Source organism: Klebsiella aerogenes KCTC 2190 (genome assembly GCF_000215745.1).
Classification (GTDB): Bacteria; Pseudomonadota; Gammaproteobacteria; order Enterobacterales; family Enterobacteriaceae; genus Klebsiella; species Klebsiella aerogenes.
Window position 1 is genome coordinate 689,026 of sequence record NC_015663.1, and the last position, 24,003, is coordinate 713,028.

At 55.1% G+C, this 24,003-nt stretch carries 21 protein-coding genes; 6 read left to right on the forward strand and 15 right to left on the reverse strand.

Going from position 1 to position 24,003, the window contains the following annotated elements:
* Positions 1 to 18: 18 nt before the first annotated feature.
* From iroN to EAE_RS03390, 5 genes are all read right to left on the reverse strand, one after another.
* Positions 19 to 2,193, reverse strand: coding sequence for a siderophore salmochelin receptor IroN (iroN, locus tag EAE_RS03370; RefSeq protein ID WP_015703473.1), 2,175 nt, complete (start codon positions 2,191 to 2,193; stop codon positions 19 to 21).
* A 226-nt stretch (positions 2,194 to 2,419) separates the two neighbouring features.
* Entirely contained in the window at positions 2,420 to 2,977 is a 558-nt protein-coding gene (locus EAE_RS03375; RefSeq protein WP_015369700.1) for a DJ-1/PfpI family protein, read from the reverse strand.
* Positions 2,978 to 2,999: 22 nt separating this feature from the next.
* Complete coding sequence (locus tag EAE_RS03380) at positions 3,000 to 4,190, reverse strand: glycoside hydrolase family 88 protein (protein WP_015703474.1); 1,191 nt, start codon at positions 4,188 to 4,190, stop codon at positions 3,000 to 3,002.
* A 13-nt stretch (positions 4,191 to 4,203) separates the two neighbouring features.
* Positions 4,204 to 5,484 carry an oligosaccharide MFS transporter gene (locus tag EAE_RS03385; RefSeq protein ID WP_015369698.1) on the reverse strand — a complete coding sequence of 427 codons (1,281 nt, stop codon included), beginning with the start codon at positions 5,482 to 5,484 and terminating at the stop codon, positions 4,204 to 4,206.
* Positions 5,481 to 7,319 (reverse strand): DUF2264 domain-containing protein, encoded by a 1,839-nt coding sequence (locus EAE_RS03390; RefSeq protein WP_015703475.1) that lies wholly within the window; start codon positions 7,317 to 7,319, stop codon positions 5,481 to 5,483. The genes EAE_RS03385 and EAE_RS03390 overlap by 4 nt, the downstream gene beginning before the upstream one ends.
* A 229-nt stretch (positions 7,320 to 7,548) precedes the next feature.
* Here EAE_RS03390 and EAE_RS03395 point away from each other — a divergent pair, with 229 nt between their 5' ends.
* Positions 7,549 to 8,403 carry an AraC family transcriptional regulator gene (locus EAE_RS03395; protein WP_015369696.1) on the forward strand — a complete coding sequence of 285 codons (855 nt, stop codon included), beginning with the start codon at positions 7,549 to 7,551 and terminating at the stop codon, positions 8,401 to 8,403.
* A 1-nt stretch (position 8,404) separates the two neighbouring features.
* Here the strand turns inward: EAE_RS03395 and EAE_RS03400 are convergent, their stop codons facing one another.
* The 4 genes from EAE_RS03400 to EAE_RS03415 all read right to left on the reverse strand — a co-directional run bounded on the left by EAE_RS03400 (position 8,405) and on the right by EAE_RS03415 (position 11,999).
* Entirely contained in the window at positions 8,405 to 9,814 is a 1,410-nt protein-coding gene (locus EAE_RS03400; protein ID WP_015703476.1) for a purine-cytosine permease family protein, read from the reverse strand.
* A gap of 344 nt (positions 9,815 to 10,158) precedes the next feature.
* On the reverse strand, positions 10,159 to 10,566 hold the full coding sequence (locus tag EAE_RS03405) for a YidB family protein (RefSeq protein WP_075208698.1): 408 nt from the start codon (positions 10,564 to 10,566) through the stop codon (positions 10,159 to 10,161).
* Positions 10,567 to 10,598: 32 nt separating this feature from the next.
* The gene (gene lysM / locus EAE_RS03410) at positions 10,599 to 11,048 is read right to left on the reverse strand and encodes a peptidoglycan-binding protein LysM (protein ID WP_015369692.1); all 450 of its coding nucleotides are present in this window, start codon (positions 11,046 to 11,048) and stop codon (positions 10,599 to 10,601) included.
* Positions 11,049 to 11,102: 54 nt separating this feature from the next.
* On the reverse strand, positions 11,103 to 11,999 hold the full coding sequence (locus EAE_RS03415) for a LysR family transcriptional regulator (RefSeq protein ID WP_015703477.1): 897 nt from the start codon (positions 11,997 to 11,999) through the stop codon (positions 11,103 to 11,105).
* Positions 12,000 to 12,097: 98 nt separating this feature from the next.
* Between EAE_RS03415 and EAE_RS03420 the strand changes: the two genes are divergently transcribed.
* Positions 12,098 to 12,700, forward strand: coding sequence for a short chain dehydrogenase (locus tag EAE_RS03420; protein WP_015703478.1), 603 nt, complete (start codon positions 12,098 to 12,100; stop codon positions 12,698 to 12,700).
* Between the two features lie 296 nt (positions 12,701 to 12,996).
* On the opposite strand, the gene EAE_RS03425 is transcribed toward EAE_RS03420, so the two are convergent.
* Positions 12,997 to 13,251 (reverse strand): hypothetical protein, encoded by a 255-nt coding sequence (locus tag EAE_RS03425; protein WP_126337396.1) that lies wholly within the window; start codon positions 13,249 to 13,251, stop codon positions 12,997 to 12,999.
* Here EAE_RS03425 and EAE_RS03430 point away from each other — a divergent pair.
* Entirely contained in the window at positions 13,250 to 14,653 is a 1,404-nt protein-coding gene (locus EAE_RS03430; RefSeq protein ID WP_015703479.1) for a purine-cytosine permease family protein, read from the forward strand. The two genes, EAE_RS03425 and EAE_RS03430, sit on opposite strands and share 2 nt — an antisense overlap.
* Before the next feature lie 41 nt (positions 14,654 to 14,694).
* Here EAE_RS03430 and argE read toward each other — a convergent pair whose 3' ends face one another.
* The 5 genes from argE to EAE_RS03455 form a co-directional block, all read right to left on the reverse strand.
* Positions 14,695 to 15,843: an acetylornithine deacetylase gene (argE, locus tag EAE_RS03435; RefSeq protein WP_015703480.1), complete on the reverse strand. Its 1,149-nt coding sequence runs from the start codon at positions 15,841 to 15,843 to the stop codon at positions 14,695 to 14,697.
* Positions 15,836 to 16,510: a DUF1028 domain-containing protein gene (locus EAE_RS03440; RefSeq protein WP_015703481.1), complete on the reverse strand. Its 675-nt coding sequence runs from the start codon at positions 16,508 to 16,510 to the stop codon at positions 15,836 to 15,838. The genes argE and EAE_RS03440 overlap by 8 nt, the downstream gene beginning before the upstream one ends.
* A gap of 9 nt (positions 16,511 to 16,519) precedes the next feature.
* Positions 16,520 to 16,942: a RidA family protein gene (locus EAE_RS03445; protein WP_015369686.1), complete on the reverse strand. Its 423-nt coding sequence runs from the start codon at positions 16,940 to 16,942 to the stop codon at positions 16,520 to 16,522.
* Positions 16,943 to 16,970: 28 nt separating this feature from the next.
* The gene (locus tag EAE_RS03450) at positions 16,971 to 18,236 is read right to left on the reverse strand and encodes a flavin-containing monooxygenase (protein WP_015703482.1); all 1,266 of its coding nucleotides are present in this window, start codon (positions 18,234 to 18,236) and stop codon (positions 16,971 to 16,973) included.
* A gap of 311 nt (positions 18,237 to 18,547) precedes the next feature.
* Positions 18,548 to 19,477 (reverse strand): LysR substrate-binding domain-containing protein, encoded by a 930-nt coding sequence (locus EAE_RS03455; RefSeq protein WP_015703484.1) that lies wholly within the window; start codon positions 19,475 to 19,477, stop codon positions 18,548 to 18,550.
* Between the two features lie 631 nt (positions 19,478 to 20,108).
* On the opposite strand from EAE_RS03455, the gene EAE_RS03460 reads away from it, so the two are divergent.
* The 3 genes from EAE_RS03460 (at position 20,109) to EAE_RS03470 (ending at position 23,975) form a co-directional block, all read left to right on the forward strand.
* Positions 20,109 to 21,617: an aldehyde dehydrogenase gene (locus tag EAE_RS03460; protein ID WP_015369681.1), complete on the forward strand. Its 1,509-nt coding sequence runs from the start codon at positions 20,109 to 20,111 to the stop codon at positions 21,615 to 21,617.
* A complete protein-coding gene (locus tag EAE_RS03465) occupies positions 21,614 to 22,996 on the forward strand; it encodes an aspartate aminotransferase family protein (protein ID WP_015369680.1) in 1,383 nt (460 codons plus the stop codon). The genes EAE_RS03460 and EAE_RS03465 overlap by 4 nt, the downstream gene beginning before the upstream one ends.
* A 178-nt stretch (positions 22,997 to 23,174) precedes the next feature.
* Complete coding sequence (locus EAE_RS03470) at positions 23,175 to 23,975, forward strand: hypothetical protein (RefSeq protein WP_015703486.1); 801 nt, start codon at positions 23,175 to 23,177, stop codon at positions 23,973 to 23,975.
* Positions 23,976 to 24,003 lie beyond the last annotated feature (28 nt).

Sequence of the window (24,003 nt, forward strand, 5' to 3'; positions counted from 1 at the left end):
ATACTGATGACGATGCGATCAGAATGTCGCCGTCACTCCGGCATAATAGGCCCGACCGGGTTCGTTATAGGTATTCGCCCCTTCGGATGAACGATAGATCTGTTTATCGAAGATATTGCTGACCCCCACGTTCAGACGCAGATTTTTATTAATATCGTAATTAAAGTTGGTACCAACCAGCGAATAAGCCCCCAGCTCTTTACCCGACAGGCCGCCGGTATCTTCGCTGCGCGACTCCGCATGGGTACGCGGTTTTTGTCTACCATACAGCGTCCAGTTGACGCTGGCGGAAAATGCCTGGGTAATCGTCCAGTCCAGGGAGTTGTTGATGGTGTATTTCGGAATAACCGAGAGCGGGTTGCCGGTATCTTTTTGTTCCGAGGTAATCATGTAAGTGGCGTTGGTATTCCATTTCAGACGATCCTTCACCAGCGGGAACGCCATACTGGCTTCAATGCCGTCCACTAACGCTTTACCGCCGTTCTGCCACTGGAGGATATAAGCGCCGGAAGCGGTTTGCCCGATAATATCATCGCCGGCCACAATCTTATTCTGATAATCGTTACGGAAATAAGTCACGCTGGCATGATAATCGTCGAGGGCAAACTCCAGGCCGATCTCTTTATTCACGCTGATTTCCGGATCGAGATCTTTATTACCAATCAGGTAGCAGCCGCCTGAAGTAATATCTTTAGGGCAACCGTTGCCTTTCGAATAGAGCAGATAGCCTTCGCTGGATTGATAGAGGTTTGGCGCTTTAAAGGTTCTGGCAATCCCGGCTTTAATTTTGAAGTAATCACCTAATTCCTGCGACAGGTTCAGGCTGGGGCTAAAGTTGCCGCCGGACTCATTAAGATAATCAAAACGCAGGCCGGGAATAATATTGGTTCCGGGCGTCGGTTCAATATTATCTTCAAAATAGATGGCGCTAATTTGTGAATGATTTTTACTGCTGCGATCCGCCGCTGAACCGGGAATACCGCCAATGTTATTATCATTTACCGATAAACCAGTAGAAGAGGGATCGTCAAGCTCATCGCGGTTCCACTCCGCGCCAACGGTCAGAGTCTGATCGACCCATAGATCCAGCGGAATATTGAGTTCGCCGCTGGTGCGCCAGGAGGTCAGGCGGTTAGTGGTGAATTTCTCATCCGCCGAAATACGCCCTTCGCCGCCGCCGGATAAACCTTCATCCATACGGGTGTTATTGGTTTTTTCGTAATAGACTCCAAAGCGGCTTTGCCCCCAATCCCAGACCCCATTATGGGTAATACCGTAATTCTGCCGATACAGGCGGTTAGTCTCTGCGCCAGATTTCGCCAGGCTTTCGGTCACCGCGCTGGAAGAGCTATTTTGCGTATCGCCGGCGTAGATATTACCCTGACGGCTATATCCTGCTTCAAAATCGAGAATTTGCTGCGGATTCACTTTCCAGGAGACGACGCCGTTAATATCTTTGTTGCGTACCCCTTCGTGGCCGGCGGCGTTTTTCGTCCCCGCGGAAGAGTTAATATCCCAGCTGTCGGCATCGGTTTTATTCAGGTTGCCGTACAAACGCATCGTCAACGCATCGCCGGCCAGCGGCCCGCTCAGGCTAAAGTTGGCGCGTCGGGTGGCCCCTTCATCGCTGCTTTCAGGTTGGTTGGTGTATAACGAGAGCGAGCCATGCCAGTCATTGGTTGGGCGTTTAGTAATGATATTCACCACCCCGCCCGCCGCGCCGGAGCCATAGCGCGCCGCCGCCGGGCCGCGAATGACTTCGATACGTTCAACCTGTTCCGGCGGTACCCAGTTAGTATCGCCGCGGGTATCACGCTCGCCGCGCCAGCTATAGCGTACGGAGTTACGCGAGGTCACCGGGACGCCATCAATGAGGATTAAGGTGTTTTCCGGCCCCATACCGCGAATATCGATTTGGCGGTTATTACCGCGGGTGCCTGACGCGCTGTTGCCGGTGAGGTTCACCCCCGGCATTTTGCGAATAATATCGGAGAGGTCGTTGACCGGAGGGTCCTTTTTAATATCTTCGCTGGTAATAATTGAAACGCCCGGCTGCTGCTTAAGTACTTGTTCTGCGGTGGCTTCAACGACCAGCGTTTCATCGCTATCGTCGGAAGATTTGGCGGCGGATAGCGGGCTATTCAGCCCTACCACAAGCGCGGTGAGCGGCCAGAGGATCTTGTTAATTCTCATACCTATTCCCTAATTCATGCCTAACTTAAAGTGGTTGTTCGTTAAGCTCACATCCTTGCCAGGTATTAATATTGTTATTATGTTTTTATTATGAGAATGATAATTAATATCATTTAAGTAAGATTAAGGCAATCCTTGACGCGCTAATAACCAGGCGACATGAGAGGGCGCTACAAAAGTAAAAGGCGCCACTAAGGCGCCTTTAGCAGTCACTGGCTATTTTCCTCTACCACGGATAATAAATATGTTCCGCCTGTTCGCGCGCCGGCGCTTCATCGCCCTGTAACCGCGCCGCCAGGGTGAAAGCAAAATCAAATACCTTGCCCAGCCCCCGGCCGCTGAGCAGATTGCCGTCTTCCACAACGTCGGCGTCCACGTACACGCCATCGCTCACCTGCTGCCAAAGATCGCCGGAACAGACATAGCGACGCCCCTTCAGCAGCCCATTGCCGCCCAGCACGCGGGCGGCGGCGGAGCAAATCGGGCAGATATATTTACCCGCTTCATCGTGGCGGCGAACGAAGGCAATGACCTCCGCGCTTTTCGCCAGATTAACACTGCCTTCCGGGCCTCCCGGCAACACCACGGCATCAAAGGTTTGATCGAAGCTGGCCTTCAGGGTGCTATCCGCTATCATCGGGATAGCGTGGTAGCTCACCACCTCGCGACTCTCGCCGCAGGCAATTGTCTGCACCGCAATATTCAGACGGCGCAGGATATCGATAGTGACTATCGCTTCCCCCTCTTCAAACCCGGGGGCTAATAACACGGCTACGCTTTTCATCTCGCTCTCCATTCCTTGAGGGTTACCAGTACGGGTACCAAATCTGTCGCAGCCGCGCCAGCAGCTCAAGATAGAAATAGTCACCCCAGCTACAGCATTGATCGACGCCCTTGCCGCTGCCCATGTGATATACCGAGTGCTGCAGCAACCCTTCGGTCGGTGTGTCGTCGTGGGCCAGGTAGTTGTCGGTCAGTGACAGCGCAATACGCAGCGCCATCTCTTCGTAATACGCGCGGTTGGCGTCGAGCGTTGGCAACGCCTTAACCAGCTCCAGCAGGCCGCAGGCGGCAATCGCAGCCGCCGAACTGTCGCGCACGGCATCGGTGCCGAGCAACGCCAGATCCCAATGGCAGACATCATCTTCCGGCAGGCGGTTGAGGAAGTAGTGCGCCAGGCTGCGCGACAGCTCAACCATCTGCTTATCGCCGGTGTGCTGATAGCTCAGCAGGAAACCGTAAATGCCCCACGCCTGGCCGCGCGACCAGCATGAGGTATCGCTGTAGCCCTGATGAGTGTTACCAAAGCGCGGCTCGCCGGTCTGCACATCCATATAGTAGGTGTGATAAGTCGAAGCGTCTTCACGCACGATATAGTTTGCCGCCTGCCCGGCGTGCGCCGTTGCCGCCTGCGCGTAGCGCGGGTCGCCGGTCTGCTCGCTGGCCCAGTACAGCAGCGGCAGGTTCATATTGCAGTCGATGATCATTCGCCCCTGCTGCTCCGGATCGTTTAAGTCGCCCCACGCCTGGATAATTTTGGCCGTCGGGTTAAAACGCTCCATCAGGCGCTCTGCAGCCAGCAGCGCCGACTGGCGAGCGGCTTCATTGCCGGTGAGCCGCCAGGCGCTGATGCAGGAGAGCGAATAAAGGAAGCCGAGGTCGTGAGTCGCGGTGTCGATACGCTGCTCAATACGCCGGGCGAACGACGATAAATAGCGCTCGGCGGCTTCGCGGTAGTGCGCTTTGCCGGTCATCTCCCACGCCAGCCACAGCTGGCCCGGCCAAAAACTGGTGGTCCACTCTACGTTATCGGTACGCGGCCAGATGCCGTTTTCACAGGCTTCACCGGGGAACTTATCGCCGAAGGCAACGATATTTTTGTCCAGCTTGCGCGTCACGCGGTCCAGCGCGTCTTCCAGCTTCTGGCTCAACGCCAGGCGGTCAACCTGATGCAGTTCTATCGGCCGCAGCGCTTCGGTGATAACAGATTTGGTCATAACAACTCCTGAATTAATGTTTGGCCGGTTCAACCGAGGCGGTATCTAAAGCCGGAGTAAAGGGTCGTGAGGCATCGCGCTTCGACTGGCAGCGCGATAGCGTAAAAGCGGAAATCAGCGTAAACGTCAGGGCGCAGCAGCCCATCAGCAGATAGGTATGCTCAAAGCCGATTTTGTCGTACAGGTAACCCGCCGGCGGCGCGACCACAATCGATCCGACGTAAATCATTGCCTGGTAACCCAGCAGGTACATCGTGGCGTTAACCCGACGATGGAAGTGTTCGGCGATGTATTTGAAAACTGAAATCAGCAGCAGCGCGATCTCAACGCCGTAAAACGGTTTGATGATGGAGATGACAATCGGGTCGTTGGTCAGGCCGGAGGCAATCAGCCGCGCCCCCACCACGCAGCCGCAGAACAGCAGGCCGCGCTTGGCGCCATAATGGTTCACCAGCCACGGGATAAACATCATCATCACGAACTCCATCCCCGACTGGACGGTACTCAGATAGCCGTACCAGGCGTTGCCCTGCTCTTTGGTGGCAAAGAACGAGACGAAATAGCGCGGGAACTGCTGCTCGGCGATGAACATCATCCACGCGACTCCGGCGACGTAGAGGCTGAACATCCAGAATTTGCGATTTTTCAGCAGCATCAACACATCGGCAAAGACGATCTTATTCGCGGAAATGACGTTGTTATTGCGCAGCTGTTCATCACCGATTTTAAGGCTAATCAGCACCAGCAGCATCAGTACCGAGGTGCCGCTACTGAGCAAAAAGTTAGCCAGCGGCGTGAAGTTAAACAGCAGTCCGGAGACCGAAGCCGCCATCGCCCAGCCCAGCGAACCCCACATTCTGATACGGCCAAACTCCAGCCCGTACAGACGGCTAAAGCGGTCGGCATAAGATTCGGAAGCCGCCACCCCGGCGTACCAGCCAAGGCTCAAATACAGCGCGCCGATGATAATCCCCAGCGTCGCGTGGCTTTGCAGCAGCGGCTGGTACACCAGCGCGAAGAACGGCGCCATCAGCGCGGAAATGGCGCAGACAAAATAGAGCAGCCACTTACTCATGCCGATTTTGTCCATGATGTAGCCGTACACCGGTTTCAGGACCACCGCGAAAACGCCATTAATGGCGAACACGCTGCCGATGGTAATGCTATCGAGACCTACCTTCTGGCTCAGCCACAGCGCGTACAGGCCAAAGCTGGATGACCAGGTGAAAAAATAGAGAAAAATAAAGGTACTCATTTTGTACTGCGCGGCGCGTACGGACGATGATGTGCTCATAGCGATGCCTCCGGGGCGAGAACGAGCGTCGTTTCTTGTCGTGCCGTCACGAAGCGTACCGCGTCATCGCTAATGAAGGCCTGTGGGCAGTGTTGCGGTTCGAAGTCGGCGGCATTCCCCGCCCATACCGCGCTTACCAGGCAATGCGTCCCCGCATCAAGCTCGCCGCGCAGCACCGGCACCGCCGCGCGTTCGGCGAACAACAGATTGCTGTTCGGCGGCGTCAGTACCGTCTCGCCACGGCGGGTGTGCGGATGTAAACAGAAAATTGCCGAGATATCGCGGGCGTTGCGTAAGCAGCTGGCGCCGTCACGCTCCTGCGCCTGCGGCAGCGGACGGTTCGCCAGGCTAAAGCCGCCTTCCGCGCAATCCAGCGCGCGGTGGGTAGTTATACGATGGACGCGCAGCTGCCAGTCGCCCAGCGCCAGTAGCCAGCTATCAATCACCACGTCGCGCCATGGCAGCCAGCGGCTGTAAATGACGCCATCAGCGGTGACCACCTGCTGGCATTCGCGGCGGCCGCGCCAGTAATTATCCTTTTCGGCCAGCAGCAGCATCGAATCGGGGGCGGCATGGTTCAACCCGTAGCGCCCCCGCTCAATGGTGAAACCAAAACGGGTGGAGTAGGCAAATTTGCAGTATTTCGCTTCGGTATTAACGAAGTTGTTCAGCTCCAGCTGGCCGGAAGTTAGCATCCACAGGTGATCGGCCTGATGTACCAGCACCTGATCCGCATGGGCTATTGTGTGCTGCGCGGGCAGCGGCGGCAGCGGCAACTCAGCCGCCTGCCAGAAGGCGTCGCCCTCGCCTAACGCCAGCACCAGCATGGTTTTCAGCCCCCAGTACGGTGAACCCGGCGCGTTGTAATCTTCCGCCATCGCCAGGTTCGGGTAGCTGTAGCCAACGCTCAGTACGCCGTCGCGGTCGAACATCGGCTGCTTCAGCCACCAGCGCAGGTGGCGCAACACGATGCCTTTCATCACGCCCGGCGAAAAGACTTCCAGCCCGGCGAAGGCCGCCGCGCTCCAGAACGCCGCTTCGGCAAAGCGATAGGTCAGACTACGGCCGAACGGGATCGCCGCGCCGTCATCGGCAAAGAAATGGATGAAGTCAGAGGAGAAATGCGCGGCCCGCTGACGCAGTTCCGCACAGCGCTGCGGATCGACATCAGCCATCAGCTTCGCGTAAATCAGGCCATAGAAATGGAAGCCCATCGAAATGTAATAGTCGCGCGGGCGGCCCGGACCGTCCGAGTACCAGCCATCGCCGAGGTAGTAACGTTCCATGGCGGCGAAATGATCTTCCCGCGCCTGCGGATTGGTCGGCATACCGCAATAATGAAAGCCAACCTGCACCAGAATCGGAAAGAAGTGCCAGTTATTATCCGGGATATCCTGGGTCTCGCACTGCTTTAACCAGCGCCATAAATTCTCTTTTTCCGCAGCAGTGAAGTGCGCCAGTACGGTTTCGCCCGCCAGCGCCAGCAATAGTCCGTAAGCCGCCATCTCGACAATGCGTTGATCGTAAGGCGCGACTTCGCCCCAGTAATCGGCATGCTGCGGATTGGTGCCGTTTTTTATCGCCTGTAAATAGAAGGAGAAATGCTGCGGCTCGCTGCCGCCAGCCAACAGCGGCGTCACACCCCACAGCAGCCGGGAAAAGGTTTCCATGCTCGCGACCTGCTGGCCGTAGTGAGCGGTGAAGTTCGCTAAATCAATGCGGCTGGCGTCGTTTTTAAAATAAGGCGCCACCGCGTTCAACATTTCATTGACCAGCCGTAGCACCTCTTCCCGGCTTGTCAGTGGGTTATCCAGATGAATGTTTTCAGGTTGCACAGGGTCCTCCCGTATAACACGAGGATAGAGGTAAGTTATTGTTATTAGGCTTTTATCAAGCCACGTGCGCGACGTCTGGATGAAGAGTAACCGCTTTTATTCCCGGCGCTGAGTGAGCGGACTCACAAAATTAAACCGCCATTTCATTTTTGCTGGATTTTGTCGGCCGCGCGGAGGATAAATTGCAAATGATGGCGTAAAAATTTAAATCTATTGTCCTGGAGGCAAAATGGGCGAAGCGCAACTGCTGGAACGTATTACGCTCGATCGGCAGGCCATTTCGTTTAATCGCATGTATACCACCAGCGTGCTTTACTACCACTGGCATCAATGCGTCGAATTGCTTTATATATCCAGCGGCTACGGCATCGTGGTGGTGGATAACCAGCACTACACCGCCCGTCCGGGGCGATTATTTATCTTTCCGCCCTTCCGTTTGCACAAAGTGCAGGTCGATCATAGCGATAAAAATCCTTATCACCGCACCACCATGCACATTGAGCAGTCGGTCGTCGAGAGCGCGCTCAGCGCTTTCCCGCGCCATCAGGCCCAGTTCGCGGCGCTGGCCGCCAGCAATCTGCCGGCGCAAATTTACGACCTCAGCGAGCACGCGGCATTTATCGAAAGGATCCTTGAACAGTTTCAGCGTCTGGAGGATAACGAGCAGACCACCGCCTGCGAGGTGGCGTTTTTGATGATGCAACTAATGACGTTTCTACCCGAGCAGCCGCAACGCTACCCGCCGCGCCAGCAGACCGTCGCCTCGCGGATTATGAACTGGATCGAAGCCCACTATGCCAGCAAGTTTTCTCTCGATCAGCTGGCTTGCGACCTAGGACTTTCACGCAGCTATACCTCGCGGGTTTTTCGTCAGCAGACCGGCGGCAATATCCATGAATATTTGCTCACCCGGCGAATAAAACGCAGTTGCGATCTGCTACGTAATAGCGATGAGAGCATTGATGCCATCGCATTGGCGGTGGGATTTGGCGAGGTGACCTACTTCATTACCTGTTTTAAAAAGATGATGCGCCAGACGCCGCTGCAGTACCGTAAGGCCAGCCAGCGGCGCTCCGCTTTATAACTTAATCCATCGCCTGCTTGAGGCCAACCTGACGGCGACGCCAGGCGCTATCGCGGCTTGCCAGCCAATAGTACAGCGGCGAGGTCACCAGCAGGCCGACCAGCCAGGAGAGATCGGCGCCGTTAAACCACGCCGAGACCGGGCCAACGTATAGCGGGGTATTCATAAACGGGATCTGCACCAGGATGCCGATGGCGTAGGCCAGCAGCGCGTGCGGGTTGTAACGGCCATAGATGCCGCCATCCACCTGAAATATCGAGTTAATATCGTAGTTGCCCTTGTGAATGGCGTAGAAGTCGATCAGGTTAATCGCGGTCCACGGCACCAGCACCACCAGCAGAGCCAGAACGAGATCGATAAAGTGGCTGATAAAGTCAGCCGAGGCGAAGATCGCCGCCGCCACACAGCAAATAAGCACGATAACCGACAGCAGCGCCCGGCTGCGGCTGCCGGGGATCCAGCGCCACAGGAAGGTTTGCACCAGGGTTATCACCGACATCACCGCGCCATACAGATTAAGCGCGTTATGGCTGATGACGCTCAGCAGGAACAGCACCAGCATCAACGGGCCTATCGCACCGGTCGCCAACTTTACCGCATCCATGGTTTCCAGCCCCACCGGCGTCGCCAGCACCGCTACCGCGCCGAAAATAAACGACAGGCTGGAACCGAGCGTCGAGCCAAGGTAGGTGGTCCAGAACGTCGCGGCGACGGGCACATCCGCCGGCAGGTAGCGCGAATAATCAGAAACATACGGGGCGAAGGCAATCTGCCACAGCGCCGCCAGCGACACGGTAGCCAGCCAGCCCGAGAAGGAAAAGCCGCCGCGGGTTAAGAAATCGGCGGTATGCAGATGCGTGAAGATGTAGCCAAAGCCGACCATAATGCCGATGCCCAGCACCCAGGTGCCGATTCGGTTGAGAATGTGAATACATCGGTAGCCGATAATGCCAATCACGCAGGATCCCACCGCGCCGATCACGATCCCCACCGGCAGTGGGACGGCAGGGGCGATGCCGTGCAGCGACTGCCCGGCCAGCACGATGTTCGAGGCAAAGAAACCGACGTACATCACCCCGGCGATCGCCACCACCAGCAGCGAACCAAAAGATCCAAACTGCGCGCGGCTCTGGATCATCTGCGGGATCCCCATCTGCGGCCCCTGCGCCGAGTGCAGCGCCATCAGCGCCCCGCCAACCAGATGGCCGACTAAAATCGCAACGATCCCCCACAGCAGATTCAGATGAAAGATCTGTACCCCCAGGGCGCCTGTAACGATCGGCAGCGGCGCGATATTGCCGCCAAACCACAGGGTAAAGAGATCGCGGGTTTTACCGTGGCGATCTTCTGGCGGAATATAGCCAATGGTGTGCTTCTCAATAAGCGGCGGCGATGATTCTTTGGTCGGCATAGCATTCTCCAAAGTCAGGAACCATTAATAATGGTTGTGATGTGCAGGTGTTTTTATGTTTTGGAGATAATGCGCATTATTTTGCGAAAGGGTAAATTACTTTGTTTATGGCTACAGAAAATAAAAAAACTAATTAGCCCGGCAGGACGCCGATAAATATCATAAAAATTTATCATAACCGTTCCGGTAAGATTAAATAATGATATTTTCAACGCAGCGGTAAGTTGTCAATTAGTAATACAGAATAAATAATCACGAGGCGGTGAATTTATGGCGGATAATAAAATACGGGCCGTTATTCAGGCCCGTATTATGTGATAAGTTAAAACTCAAACGGCAGGCGTTTAACTAAATAACTTACCTTTCAGTAGATTAAGCCCTGCGGAGACCAGGTCGCCCTGGGCCGGCGCTTCGCCCTGCGGCGACAGGCCATCGACGATTTTTGGCAGGTATTCCGCAATCAGCGATGAGGCGGTTTGCGAATCAACGCCCAGTTTGGCGCCGAGATCCTGCAGCGCAGGCGAGCCGAACACCGAGGTAATCTGATCGCTGTTCACCGACATATTACTCTGCTGACTAAGCCACGACTCGACGATTTCACCTAAGCCGCCGTTGCGGAATTTTTCCAGGATTCCCTGGATACCGCCCTGCTGTTCAATCCAGGTCATGATCGCCTGAAGTTGTTCAGCTTTGCCAGCCTGCCCGCCAAGCACGCCGCCGATTTGATCTAATAATCCCATTACAGTCTCCATCAAAACGTTGCTATTGATCCCTGATTCACGGCTTACTTCGCCGGGATAATCAGTACCTGCCCCGGATAGATCTTATCGGGATGTTTCAGCATCGGTTTATTGGCTTCAAAAATACGCTGATAGTCATTGGCGGAGCCATACATCGCTTTCGAGATGGCGCTGAGGGTATCACCGGATTTAACCGTATAGTAACGACTTTCCGCTCCGCTCTGCGTCACAGTAACGCTATCGTTGACCTGGCCAATCCCGGTTACGTTACCTACCGCGACCAGAATTTTTTCCTTATCTTCCTGTGAGCCGACGTCGCCCGTTACCGTCGCGGTACCATCGTCCGCTACGGCAATATTGACCTTTTCGGCACCAGGCAGGTTAAGACTATCAATATGTTTTTTCAGCTTGTCAGCCTGATCTTCCTTGCTGGAGCCGGAGACGGCATCCCAGATCTTCTCGCCCGCTTCTTTCACAAAACTTAATAATCCCATCTATCCATACCTCCATTACTGTTTCACGATGAATGCTTTCATCAGACACGATAATCATAGCTTATAAATACCGTTCACTTCCTTTAACAAATGTTCGACGAAGCGGGTAAGTTTCGGTAACGGGCGCAGATCCTGGCGCCACAGCAGGTGTATCGGCCTCGGTTCCGGGGTGTAATTTTGTAAAATACGCACCAGTCGGCCATTGGCTAAATCTTCCGCCAGCAGCACTTCCGGCTGCAATAACAGCCCGGCGCCGGCCACCGCCGCCATACGCAGCGCGTAGCCATCATTGCAGCGCAGCACCGCATCGCGCTTCCAGCGTACCTCTTCCGCAGCGCCCGGCAGCCGCCACTCGTTGCGCGCGGTCCACACCGTATGCGAAAGACACTGATGCCCGGCTAAATCAGCGGGTGTCTGCGGCGTGCCGTGGCGCACCAGATAATCCGGCGCCGCGCAGATCGCCATGCGATAAGGGGCGAGATACTTCGCCACCAGGTCGGTACGCTGGATATCGCCGATGCGAATCGCCAGATCGATTCCCTCATCCACCAGGTCCACCATGCGGTTCGTCAAATCAAGCTCGACGCGTACCTCTGGCCAGGCCTGCAGAAAGGAGGCGGTCAGCGGCGCGATAATGCTGGCGCCGAAAGAAACCGGCGCGCTCACCCGTAGCGTACCGGCAGGGGCCAGCCGTAATCGCTCAACCGAACGCTCGGCATTCGCCACCTGCTCCAGTACCCGTCTGGCCTCGTCAAAATAGACTCGCCCGGCATCGGTCAGGCTTTGCCGGCGGGTATTTCGCTCCAACAGGCGGGTGCCGAGCTGGCCTTCAAGTAAGGCGATATATTTGCCGACCATCACCGCCGACATCTCAAGACGCGCCGCCGCGCCGGTGAAGCTACCGCACTCCACCACCGCGACAAACGTCTCCATTCCACGCAGCTTGTCCATATTACAAACCTCTGGTTAGCAATCATCTAACTTTTAGCCAGTTTATCCGACAATCGATTAATTAAAGAATAGAGGCTCACTTCACTGAGGAGTTTGCGATGAAAATTATCGTTATTGGCGCCAGCGGTACCGTTGGCCGCGTGGTTGCGGAAGAACTGAGCCGCCAACATGAGGTTATCCGCGTTGGCCGCACCCACGGCGACGAGCAGGTTGATATCACCTCGCAGCACAGCGTGCAGGCGCTGTTCGAGAAAATTGGCCCGGTCGATGCCATCGTCTCAGCAGCCGGCAGCTTATACTTTGGCCCGCTAAGCACGATGACCGACCGCGATTTTGACCAGGGACTGCAGGATAAATTGTTGGGGCAGATTCGCCTCGCCCTCACCGGCCAGCATTATCTTAACGATGGTGGTTCCATCACCCTTATCAGCGGCATCGTCGCCGATGAACCCATCGCTCAAGGGGTGAATGCCACCACCGTTAACGTCGGACTGGCCGGCTTCGTTCGCGCCGCCGCCTGTGAATTACCGCGCGGGATCCGCATTAACCTGATAAGCCCCACCGTGCTCAGTGAATCCGTCGAAGCCTATGACGGCTTTTTCCCCGGTTTCTCCAGCGTACCGGCCGCAGCGGTGGCGCAGGCCTACCGCCGCAGCGTCGAAGGGATCCAAAGCGGACGGGTTTATAAAGTCGGTTATTAATTATTTTCGGGCAGGATGTCGCATTCCTGCCCTTATATTGATTATCTGTTGGTTATTGTGAAGCGCCTCGCATAACGCCCTTATCCCCATTATCTGTATGACTTTAGGTTACTCAATACGACAATTCTAATGTCATGATGTATCAGCTAATTATTTTATTTCCCCATTATTTTATGGGGTCAAACATCTATCTCATTAGACCGCAATAAAAACAGGGAATTGTTATTTCTCTCTATGGTTCATCATTCTAATCCCCTCGCAATATGGCAGAGTTTTATCTGCCCGATAAAAAACCATCAGCTGCTTTGCCAGTAAAAAATTAAGCACAAAGCATAAAACTCTAAAAATAGCGCAACGCACAAATGCGGCGTTTTTCCAGCGCCAGGTAAAGCATTTTTTTTATATCCAGCACCGATATTTTTTGTCATTTCGCAAATGATACGGAGTTGTAAAAATGGTGAATGAAATGTTGTGATGAGTAGATTAGCTGTACTCCTCATTGAAATATCACTCTTACGCTGATGAAGACCAAAATAATGAGAGAGCACCATGACAAAACATCAATCTGTTAATGTCGAGAATCTTGAAAGTAATACCATCAGACCAATCCCCTTAAATATGCGTCACGGCAAACCAGGCGATCTCTTTACCATTTGGTTTGGCTCCAACATTATGCTGTTAACGGTCATCACCGGCGCGATGTCGGTGACGATTTTTCATCTTTCCTTTTTATGGTCAGTGATTGCGCTATTTATCGGCAGTCTGGTCGGCGGGCTCTTTATGGCGCTGCATTCGGCACAGGGGCCAAAACTCGGGGTGCCGCAAATGGTCCAGACCAAGGGCCAGTTCGGATCCTATGGCTCCGTGCTGGTGGTCTCGATTGTCGTACTAATGTATATCGGCTTTACCGCCTCCAGTCTGGTACTCGGCGGGCAGTCGATGCACGCGATTTATCAGCCGATGAACTCGGACATTGGGATTATCGTGGTTGGCGCGCTAAGCCTGTTTGCCACCATCTTTGGCTATAAGATCATCCACTCCTACGCGCGGATAATGTCGTGGATTTCAGGTATCGTACTGGCGGCAACCTTCGTGTGGATAGTCTTCATCCATGGCCTGCCGGGCGATTTTGCCGACCGCGGCGGCTTCAACATCGTCGGTTTCCTCGGCGCCGTGTCTATCGCCGCGCTCTGGCAGCTGGCCTATGCGCCCTATGTCTCTGATTATTCCCGCTATATGCCCTACAGCACCAACGATAAAAGCGTCTTTTACGCCAGCTATTTTGGCTGCATTCTCGGCTCCTATTTGCCGATGGTGCTCGGGGTACTGGTGGCGATTTGTATCGGTAATGACGATATTATTCAAGGGATTATGGATCTGACCGGCAGCATGGGGGCGATAGTGATTATCGTGCTGGCGCTGGGGATCGCCGCCACCAATTCGATGATGCTGTACTGCGGCGTACTCTGTACCCTAACGCTCGGCCAGACCTTTATCGACGGCTGGTCGCCGATGGCGCGGGCACGCATTATCACCGCTATTTTGACCATGCTGCTGGAGATATTCCTCGCCATCTATGGCCAGGAAAATTTCCTGTTAATCTACACTAACTTTATTACCGTGCTGCTGTATGTGCTGGTGCCGTGGACGGCGATTAATCTGGTCGATTATTATTTAGTGGCCCATGGCGAATATCACGTTGAGTCCTTCTTTAAACGCGATGGCGGTATTTACGGCTACTTTAATGCAACGGCGATATCCTGCTATATCCTCGGTATTCTGGTCGAAGTACCGTTTATGTCGACCTCAATTTATACCGGGCCAATCGCCCTCACCTTCGGCGGCGCGGATCTCTCCTGGATTATAGGTTTATTGGTGGTCTCACCGGTCTATTATTATTTCTCGAAAGCGAAGAGTGTTAAAAGCATGGCTTTTGCAAAAGAGAAGGTTTAAGGACTACAAGAAAGCGCGCCGCCTTCGCGGCGCGCCGGCGTTTAAGCTGACATCCAGCGGCAGAGGTTTTTCAACATCTGCGCGCACTTTTCCAACTGCGCCTCGCTAACAAACTCATCCGCCTTATGCCCCTGCTCCATACTCCCCGGACCACAAACAAGCGTGGCCACGCCGGCCTCATCAAACAATCCGCCTTCGGTGCCAAAAGCGACCGTTGAAAAATCCTCGCATTCGGCCCACTGCGCCAGCCAGCCGGCGAACGCCGACTGCGGGTCGCTCAACAGGCCGGGATACTGGCTGAGCGGTTGAAAGGTAATAGCCGATCCCGCCGCCGTCGCGCGCATTTTTGGCAGCAGTTCGCCTTCGGCATACGCCTGCAGCGAGGCCAGGGTGTCATCGAGCGACACATCCGGTAAATGGCGAATTTCAAAATCGAACTGACAGTGCTGAGGTACAATATTCAACGCCGCGCCACCCTTAATCACCCCCACTTGCAGGGTGCTGAAAGGCGGATCAAAACGCGTATCCTGGCGAAGCGCCAGCTGCTCGCCCAGCTCGTCCAGGCGGCCAATCAGTTTTGCCGCCCAGGCAATCGCATTCACGCCATCAGGAGCGTAAGCGGAGTGGCATGCGTGGCCGTGAACATCGCAGCGCATCGCCAGCTTCCCCTTGTGACCATAGACCGGGCGCATCTCCGTCGGCTCGCCGATGATGCACATCGCCGGTTTCTCTGCCGACGCCTGCAGATGGGCGACCAGGCTGCGTACGCCAAGACATCCCACCTCTTCATCGTAGGAAAAAGCCAGGTGCAGCGGCATGCGTAGCGGTTGGGCGAGAAAATCAGGAATGGCGGCCAGTACGCAGGCGAGGAAGCCTTTCATATCGGCGCTACCGCGGCCGTAGCAGCGGCCATCGCGTTGCGTGAGGGCAAAAGGGGGAACCGTCCATGGCTGGCCGTCAACCGGCACCACGTCGGTGTGGCCGGAGAGCATAACGCCGCCGGGCCCCGCAGGGCCCAGTCGTGCATAGAGATTAGCTTTTCGCCCTTCCGCATCATAAAAAAGCTGCGTTTCGATTGCGAAGCCGTGGAGATAATCGGCAATATCGTCGATCATCGCCAGGTTCGATTCGCGGCTGGTGGTGTCAAACGCCAGCAGCCGCGCCAGAATATCCTGTAATCGACTATTCATCGCCGGGTACTCCGTAACTGGGAGCCTCCCGCGGGTCGAGCGCGCGCGTCACGTAAGCCTGCATTTGCGGTTCATAGGCCTGCCACAGCGCCGCCAGCTCGCCAATCGGGTCCGTTTCACTCCAGTCGACGCGCAGATCCACCAGCGGCCAGGAGTAATCATCCACCACCTTCACCGCCGCCGAATGGACCGGCCCGGCCTCGCCGCCCTCGGCTACACCGGCCTGCAGCGCGGCAACCAGCCGCGTCGCCAGCTCGCCTTCGGTTTGCGAAAACGTTGCCGCCATCGCGGCAATAACAGCTTCAGATGCCAGCATATTACCGCCGGCGATACAGTTATCGCCCTGCACAACATGCCAGGTCCCCAGCGTTTTATCGCCGCTGAACCACGCGGTCTGGCCGCTGGCGTCGATGGCGATAATCTGCCGATAGCGGCTAAAGTCGTCTTCCGCCAGCGCCCGACGCATCGCTTTCTCCGCCGTCAGCCCCTGCTCCATCTGCGCCAGAGTGAGTTGCCCCAGCGCCGGTAAGGTAATGTTCTGGCTCGATACCGCCCCTACCCCCGCCTGCAGCCACGGGCAGCGGGCGCCGACGGCAATGCTTGAAGAGCTGATCGCGATACCAAACTGCCCGCTTTCCGGGCAGCGTGCGGCAATCGAAAATGTCATTCTGCCTCCTTATTTCGCCGCGTCATCAGGGATGACGGCGATTACATCAATTTCCATTAGCCACTGCGGTTGCGCCAGCGCGGAAATTACCAGCCCGGTGGAGATCGGGAACACGCCTTTTAGCCACTTGCCTACCTCCTGATAGACCGGTTCGCGATAGCGCGGATCGATAATATAGGTGGTGGTTTTGACGATATGCGACAGGTCGCTCCCCGCCTCTTCCAGAAGCTGTTTGACGTTTTTCATCGCCTGTTCCGCCTGCGCCCGCGGGTCGCCAAGACCCACCAGATTGCCTGCAAAATCCGTCCCTACCTGGCCGCGAACGTAGACGGTATTACCGGCGCGCACCGCCTGACATAAATCATTGTCCAGCGTCTGATTAGGGTAAGTCTCTTTGGTATTGAACATCCGAATACGAGTATGGGTCGGCATAATGGTTATCCTGTTCAGTAAGTCATGATTAACGCTGGCTGGCGTCTTTGTACTGGCTATATTTACGGCGGGTGGCGATATGGTCGGCGATATGCTTCGCGTCGTGCCAGACGCCCCAGATAAAGGTTGATCCCCGGCGCGATAACCACGGCAGGCCGAGGAAGTAGACACCCGGTTCGCTGGAGACGCCGCGCTGATGCTGAGGACGGCCCTGTTCGTTGAAAGCGTTGACGTTGAGCCAGCTGTAGTCCACCGCATAGCCGGTGGCCCAGATAATGGTGTTAATCCCCGCCTGCGCCAGATCGAGCGACAGGATCGGCGACGTCATGCAGTCCGGGTCCGCTAAGAATTGCCGTGCGGCGGGCTCTTCCGGTAAATCCAGGCCATTGGCGGCGATGTAAGCATCGGCGGCATCCAGCAGCGCCAGATAGTTTTCATCGCCGAGGCGAATGTTTTCGACGAGATTATTTTTAAAGGAGACGGTTCCCCCGGCGAAGGATTCGGTGAGACCAACCAGCGTGATACCGCGATGCGCCAGCTCGCGGAAATCAACGGTGTGGCCGCCGTGCGCGCCGCTAACCGCGATGGTAACGTGCTCTTTACCGGGTTCGCTGGCCGGGGCATCCCACAGGCCTAACACCCCCAGCCACCAGCAGAAATCCCGGTTACGATAGGCGCGCGGCGGGCGGTCATGGGCGCCGACCGACAGATAAACCTTGCGGCCCGCGCGCTGCAGTTCATCGGCGATTTGCACACCGGACGAGCCCGCGCCCACCACCAGCACCGCGCCTTCCGGCAGTTGTTGCGGGTTGTAATATTTCGCCGAATGAATTTGATGGATGGCGCTGTCGCGCGGGGCGATCGGCGGGATAACCGGCTTCTGGAACGGCCCGGTCGCCGCGACAATATTCAGCGCTTCAATCACGCCGTCGGTAGTTTCAATGGTAAACCCCGGACGCCCGTGGTTACGCACCGCACTTTTGACTTCCACGCCGGTACGCACCGGAAGATTAAACTCGCGCACATAATCGACAAAGTATTGCGCAACATCATCCTTGGCAATAAAGGCATCGGGGTCGCCGCCTTTAAACTCCATGCCCGGAAAACGGTCATGCCATGCCGGGCCGTTCGCCACCAGCGAATCCCAGCGGCCGGTACGCCAGGCTTCGGCAATGCGATTCTTTTCCACGACCAGATGCGAAATACCCTGTTTACTCAGGTGCTCGCTCATGGCGATACCGGCCTGCCCCCCGCCAACAACCAGCGTCTCAATTTGTATTTTTTCTACGGTCATATATGTGTCCTTCGGATGATGTTCTGCTCATCACCGAGGTTAATAAACCGTTATGCACAGGTAAATTATTATAAATTTAGTACCTGAGAATAAAATAATGATGCAGCGGATTCGCCCCGCCGCCAGGCCATTTCCGCCACGCGAATACGCGGTATTTATTTTTCAGGCACGAGATTTTGAAAGGAAAAATAACCATGACTTTCGAGGCTCATGAAAATATCGTCAGAACCTCGTTTTTTTATAGGCAATAAAATGCAGAAAATACCGCATGAATATGTTTACCCGCGCTAATCGCGGGTAAATTTACTCATTCAGGCGACTTTCACTTCTTGCTGCGGCGGGCTCAACACCGCATTGCGGCAATATTCCATAAACAGTTTGGTCGGTTTAGTCGGTTCACTACTGCGCAGGTGCGCCATCACCAGCGCCGAATTCGCCATCTCATCCTGAATTTCCACACAGCGTACCTGCTGGCCGTCATAGGTCATGTCATTCACCGGACGCGTCACCAGCACCGAGAAGCCCAGCCCCTGGCCGACCATGCAGCGCACCATCTCAATCGACGGCGAACTGTAGGCCACCTGCGGGTTGTAGCCCTTATCTTTGAAAATGCTGATGAAGTAGTTTTTGCTTGGCACCACATCCAACAGGATCATTGGCAGATTGCTCAGCTCGGACAGCCGTACGGCGTGCCGCTGCGCCAGTGGATGGTCCGCCGGTAACAACGCATAGGGTTTCTGCGGCGCGTTGAGGCTCTCGGTATAAATCGAGGTATCCAGTTCGAGGTCGTAGAGAAAAGCCAGGTCAAAACGCCCGCGGTGCAGACCGTGTGCAATCTCGTGCTGCTCGCCGTCGTAAATTTTAATGGTGATTTCGGGATAAATTTTCTTAAACCCGGCCATCAATGACGGCATATACAGCGGCGCGGCGGTCTCAAAACAACCGATGGAAATAATCCCGGAGACCAGCTCATTATCGGCCTTCGAGTTTTGTTCAAATTGATAAGAGAGCCGCAGCAGTTCTTTGGCTTTTTCATAAAAACGCTGCCCGCTCGGGGTCATTGATACCCCCTGGGCATGGTGGCGAATAAAAAACTGCTGCTCAAACATATCTTCCAGCGTCTTCACGGCAATGGAAATTGACGGCTGCGCGATATGCAGCTGGCGTGAGGCTTCAGCAATACTTTCCGCCTCGACGACGGCAACAAAGTATTTGAGCTGTTTCAGGGTGAAATGGGGCATGTGATACCTTATTTTTTTATCATCAAGGAGGCAGGCTGGTTAGCTTTAAACGATGAACACCTTGGCCTGCAACCCTCTGCCGTGAAAAAGATCAACAATCCGACAGCGATCAGATTTTTACAGAAAATTAACAGATGCCTGGCGAAAAAATTGCGAGCGCCGGAGGATAGTACTTCGGCCAGTATAAGCAGGATGAGAAAAAACAAGGCATATAACTACCTTATATTACAACGTATTAATCGTGCTTCCGCTCATGAAAACAGGCTGATGAACTCGATCGTTTCACCGTTATTCATTTCCCCTTAATTAGTATTTATATTCTCAATGCCATAATTTGAGAATATTTAATATCGCCAAAAGCACGCAGGCTCCGGGGTTGCAGAAAACTGACCGCAAATAAAAACTCTTTGCATTACAGCCTATTGAAAAATTGCACCTCCCCGATATTTGAACGCCATCACAACGCACGACCTCCCGCCCTGGATCACAGAAAATCGCTAATCCTGGCTAACAACGATTTTTATAGAGGTTGCCTAGATTTTTAGTCCTTTCTCGCCGCATTGGCCTCCTGCATCATGAACTCAAAGAAACAAATAAATAACAATTACGCAACATGCGAAGGAGAAGGTTCATGTCTGATAGAAACTTTTGGCAGCGCAAGCTGCAGGAGCAGCGCTTTATCAGCCACGCCATTATCGATGGTCAACCGTACGTCGCGAAAAGCCGTAAAACCTGTCCCGCCATTAACCCAGCCAGCAATACGCTGCTGGCGGAAGTCACCTCGCTGCAGACGGAAGATATCGATATTGCCGTCGCCTCCGCGCGCCGCGCGTTTACTTCCGGCGTCTGGTCGGGGCTGGCGCCGCAGGAGCGTAAACGCGCGCTGCTGCGCCTCTCGGCGCTGATCCTTCAGCATCGCGAAGAGCTGGCACTGCTGGAGAGCGTCAGCATGGGGAAACCGGTCAACGATGCGCTGAATATTGATGTCCCCGGCGCCGCGCACATCCTCAGCTGGTATGCCGAAAGCGTAGATAAACTCTACGATGAAGTGGCTCCCGCCAGGCCCGGCGCGCTGGCGACCATTACCCGCCAGCCCATCGGCGTGGTTGCCGCCATCGTGCCGTGGAACTTCCCGCTCGACCTCGCCTCCTGGAAGTTGGGTCCGGCGCTGGCCGCCGGCAATAGCGTAATCCTCAAGCCCTCGGAAAACTCGCCGTTTAGCGCCCTGCGTCTGGGCGAACTGGCGCTGGAGGCCGGTATTCCGCCAGGCGTGCTTAACGTGGTGACCGGACTGGGAACCGAAACCGGAAGCGCGCTGGGACTGCATCACGATATCGATGTCATCGCCTTCACCGGCTCAACCGCCGTCGGCAAAGCCTTTATGGCCTATTCGGCCCAGTCCAACCTGAAACAGGTATGGCTGGAGTGCGGCGGCAAGAGCGCCAATATCATCTTCGCCGACTGCCAGGATCTCGACCTGGCCGCTGAAAAAGCAGCTTTTGGTATCTGTTTTAATCAGGGCGAAGTCTGCTCGGCAAACTCCCGCCTGTTGGTTGAGCGCCCGATTTACGCGGCCTTCATTGCCAAACTACAGGAAAAAATGCAGGCCTGGGCTCCGGCGCATCCGCTCGAACCGCAAAGCCGCATGGGGGCTATGGTCAGCGCCGCCCATGCCGAAAAAGTGATGGCGGCTATCCGCCGCGCGCAAGACGAGGGAGCAACGCTGCTTACCGGCGGCCGTACGGTGGAAATAGACGGCGTCGCCAACTACGTTCAGCCGACGCTACTGACCGACGTGAACGAAGAGATGGCGCTGTGGAAAGAGGAAATTTTTGGCCCGGTGCTGGCGGTTTGCGCCTTCGATAGTGAGCAGGAGGCGGTCCATCTGGCGAATAACCATATCTATGCGCTGGCCGCCTCGCTGTGGACCGACAATCTGCACCGCGCCCATCGCGTCGCCGCGCAGCTGACCGCCGGAACGATCTCGGTAAATACCGTCGATGCGCTGGACGTCACCGTTCCCTTTGGCGGCAACAAACAGTCGGGCTTTGGCCGCGATCTGTCGCTGCACGCCTTTGATAAATTCACCAGCCTCAAAACCACCTGGTTTCAGTTTCAGCAGACAGGAGAGACGAAATGACTAATCCAAGCAATCAGAACCGTTCGACGTCCGATTACCAACATTCAGATGCGGCTCACCATATTCATGCCTTCCTGGATCAAAAAGCGCTGAACGCCGAAGGGGCGCGCGTCATGGTACGCGGCGAAGGACTTTACCTGTGGGACAACGACGGGAATAAATACCTCGATGGAATGTCCGGCCTGTGGTGTACCCAGTTGGGCTACAGCCGCCAGGATCTGGCGGACGCCGCCGCGGCGCAGTTTGCCAAACTGCCCTATTACAATATGTTCTTCCACACGACCCACCCGGCGGTGATTGAGCTTTCCGAGCTACTGTTCAGCCTACTGCCGCCGCACTACAGCCACGCTATCTACACCAACTCCGGTTCGGAATCGAATGAAGTGCTGATTCGCACCGTTCGCCGTTACTGGCAGATCCTCGGTAAGCCGGAGAAAAAGGTGATGATTGGCCGCTGGAACGGCTATCACGGCTCCACGCTGGCGGCAAGCGGGCTCGGCGGCATGAAGTTCATGCATGAAATGGGCGGGGTGATCCCGGACGTGGCCCATATCGATGAACCCTACTGGTTTATGCACGGCGGCGACCTGACGCCGCAGGAGTTCGGCCTGCGCTGCGCCCGTCAGTTGGAAGAGAAGATCCTGGAACTGGGCGCGGAAAACGTCGCCGGTTTTATCGCCGAGCCGTTCCAGGGCGCGGGCGGTATGATCTTCCCGCCGGAAAGCTACTGGCCGGAGATCCAACGTATTTGCCGGCAATATGACGTGCTGCTGTGCGCCGATGAGGTGATTGGCGGCTTTGGCCGTACCGGTGAATGGTTTGCGCATCAGTACTTTGGCTTTGAACCGGATACGCTGTCGATTGCCAAGGGGCTAACCTCCGGTTACGTACCGATGGGCGGCCTGGTGCTGAGCAAGCGCATGGCCGACGTGCTGGTGGAAAAAGGCGGCGTTTTCCCACACGGCCTGACCTATTCCGGCCACCCGGTGGCGGCCGCGGTGGCGATTGCCAACCTGAAAGCGTTGCGCGATGAAAACCACGTCACCCGAGTTCGCACCGATAGCGGCCCCTATCTGCAAAAAACGCTGCGTGAAGTGTTTGAAAATCATCCGCTTATTGGCGAGGTGCAGGGAGCCGGGCTGGTGGCCGCCCTGCAGTTTGCTGAAGATAAAGCCACTCGCAAACGCTTTGCCAACGAGAACGAACTGGCCTGGCGCTGCCGCACCATCGGTTTTGAGGAAGGCGTGATTATCCGCTCGACGCTGGGGCGCATGATCATGGCGCCGGCGCTGATAGCTGGACATAGCGAACTCGATGAACTGGTTGAAAAAACCAAACGCGCCGTGGACCGCACCGCGAAAGAGATTGGCCTGCTATAAATATTATTACGTACCCTCTTTCATAAATAACCCGCTATATGCGGGTTATTTATTAAGTTTCGAATAATTAACTAGTGCCGGCGGTGAAATGCAAAATTAAATATATCGGTGATATTAGCGATGAATATCGTCGTGTACAGTAGTTGGTTGTATTTGATTTTTTGAATTGTGAATTTTTATGCTTATTAAATATCTCCCGGTATGCGCGCTGTGTATCGGTCTGCTGCCAGGCGCGCTCTTTGCCCAGACGGGGGAAGTTAAAACCAACGCCGAGAAATCGGCGGATGACCCGACTAAAGTGACCACCAAAGTCGGCGTGACGTGGTCAGATAACTACGATCTGGACGACAGCAATCTCGCATTTTCCGGCTCGCTGGCCTTTGACGAAGCGCGGAAACTCAATGTGCGTATTAATAGCGACGCCACGGAATGGCGCGTCGGCGGTTCATGGCTATTTCCCATTGGTATTTTTAACTTTAACTTTGGGAAAAATGTTTATCCCGATGACTCCTCACAAACCAACTATTCTATCGGTACGTTCCTGCCGCTGAGTTATTTTGGTTTTGAACCTGCAGGCTTTCAAATATTCCCGATGGCCGGTTATACCTATAATACCGGCGACCATATGGCCTGTAATAAGGATCAACATAGCGCCTGTTCGCAGTCGGGTTTTAACGGCATGCCGTCGCCGGAAAACGGTTTTGAATCGACGAATATCTCCGGCAGCAGCGGTTATCTCGGCGCCTTTGTTCTGAAACCTTTGAGCGCCGATCTACGCCTGTTAGGTTTCGCCGGTGGATCGTATGGCTCGAAAAACGACGATGGCGATAACTATAAAGGTTATTTCGCCGGGGTCGGCGTGGGATATAACCTGACCGAGCATAACTCAGTGAAATTTATGACCTACGTGCAGGATAACAACACCTATCTCGATGAAGCCGAAAAGCGCTTCCTGTTCTCCTGGCAGTATCAGCTTTAAGACGGTGAGCGGGGCATTTCGCCCCGCT

What these genes read in the sequence shown, in the direction of transcription:
- lysM (WP_015369692.1), bottom strand. Translation starts at nt 11,048, where the DNA reads ATGGGATTATTAAGTTTTGTGAAAGAAGCGGGCGAGAAGATCTGGGAT.
- EAE_RS03380 (WP_015703474.1), bottom strand. Translation starts at nt 4,190, where the DNA reads ATGACCAAATCTGTTATCACCGAAGCGCTGCGGCCGATAGAACTGCAT.
- EAE_RS03440 (WP_015703481.1), bottom strand. Translation starts at nt 16,510, where the DNA reads ATGACATTTTCGATTGCCGCACGCTGCCCGGAAAGCGGGCAGTTTGGT.
- EAE_RS03445 (WP_015369686.1), bottom strand. Translation starts at nt 16,942, where the DNA reads ATGCCGACCCATACTCGTATTCGGATGTTCAATACCAAAGAGACTTAC.
- EAE_RS03420 (WP_015703478.1), top strand. Translation starts at nt 12,098, where the DNA reads ATGAAAATTATCGTTATTGGCGCCAGCGGTACCGTTGGCCGCGTGGTT.
- EAE_RS03430 (WP_015703479.1), top strand. Translation starts at nt 13,250, where the DNA reads ATGACAAAACATCAATCTGTTAATGTCGAGAATCTTGAAAGTAATACC.
- EAE_RS03460 (WP_015369681.1), top strand. Translation starts at nt 20,109, where the DNA reads ATGTCTGATAGAAACTTTTGGCAGCGCAAGCTGCAGGAGCAGCGCTTT.
- argE (WP_015703480.1), bottom strand. Translation starts at nt 15,843, where the DNA reads ATGAATAGTCGATTACAGGATATTCTGGCGCGGCTGCTGGCGTTTGAC.
- EAE_RS03375 (WP_015369700.1), bottom strand. Translation starts at nt 2,977, where the DNA reads ATGAAAAGCGTAGCCGTGTTATTAGCCCCCGGGTTTGAAGAGGGGGAA.
- EAE_RS03450 (WP_015703482.1), bottom strand. Translation starts at nt 18,236, where the DNA reads ATGACCGTAGAAAAAATACAAATTGAGACGCTGGTTGTTGGCGGGGGG.
- EAE_RS03465 (WP_015369680.1), top strand. Translation starts at nt 21,614, where the DNA reads ATGACTAATCCAAGCAATCAGAACCGTTCGACGTCCGATTACCAACAT.
- iroN (WP_015703473.1), bottom strand. Translation starts at nt 2,193, where the DNA reads ATGAGAATTAACAAGATCCTCTGGCCGCTCACCGCGCTTGTGGTAGGG.
- EAE_RS03415 (WP_015703477.1), bottom strand. Translation starts at nt 11,999, where the DNA reads ATGGACAAGCTGCGTGGAATGGAGACGTTTGTCGCGGTGGTGGAGTGC.
- EAE_RS03405 (WP_075208698.1), bottom strand. Translation starts at nt 10,566, where the DNA reads ATGGAGACTGTAATGGGATTATTAGATCAAATCGGCGGCGTGCTTGGC.
- EAE_RS03395 (WP_015369696.1), top strand. Translation starts at nt 7,549, where the DNA reads ATGGGCGAAGCGCAACTGCTGGAACGTATTACGCTCGATCGGCAGGCC.
- EAE_RS03400 (WP_015703476.1), bottom strand. Translation starts at nt 9,814, where the DNA reads ATGCCGACCAAAGAATCATCGCCGCCGCTTATTGAGAAGCACACCATT.
- EAE_RS03470 (WP_015703486.1), top strand. Translation starts at nt 23,175, where the DNA reads ATGCTTATTAAATATCTCCCGGTATGCGCGCTGTGTATCGGTCTGCTG.
- EAE_RS03425 (WP_126337396.1), bottom strand. Translation starts at nt 13,251, where the DNA reads ATGGTGCTCTCTCATTATTTTGGTCTTCATCAGCGTAAGAGTGATATT.
- EAE_RS03385 (WP_015369698.1), bottom strand. Translation starts at nt 5,484, where the DNA reads ATGAGCACATCATCGTCCGTACGCGCCGCGCAGTACAAAATGAGTACC.
- EAE_RS03455 (WP_015703484.1), bottom strand. Translation starts at nt 19,477, where the DNA reads ATGCCCCATTTCACCCTGAAACAGCTCAAATACTTTGTTGCCGTCGTC.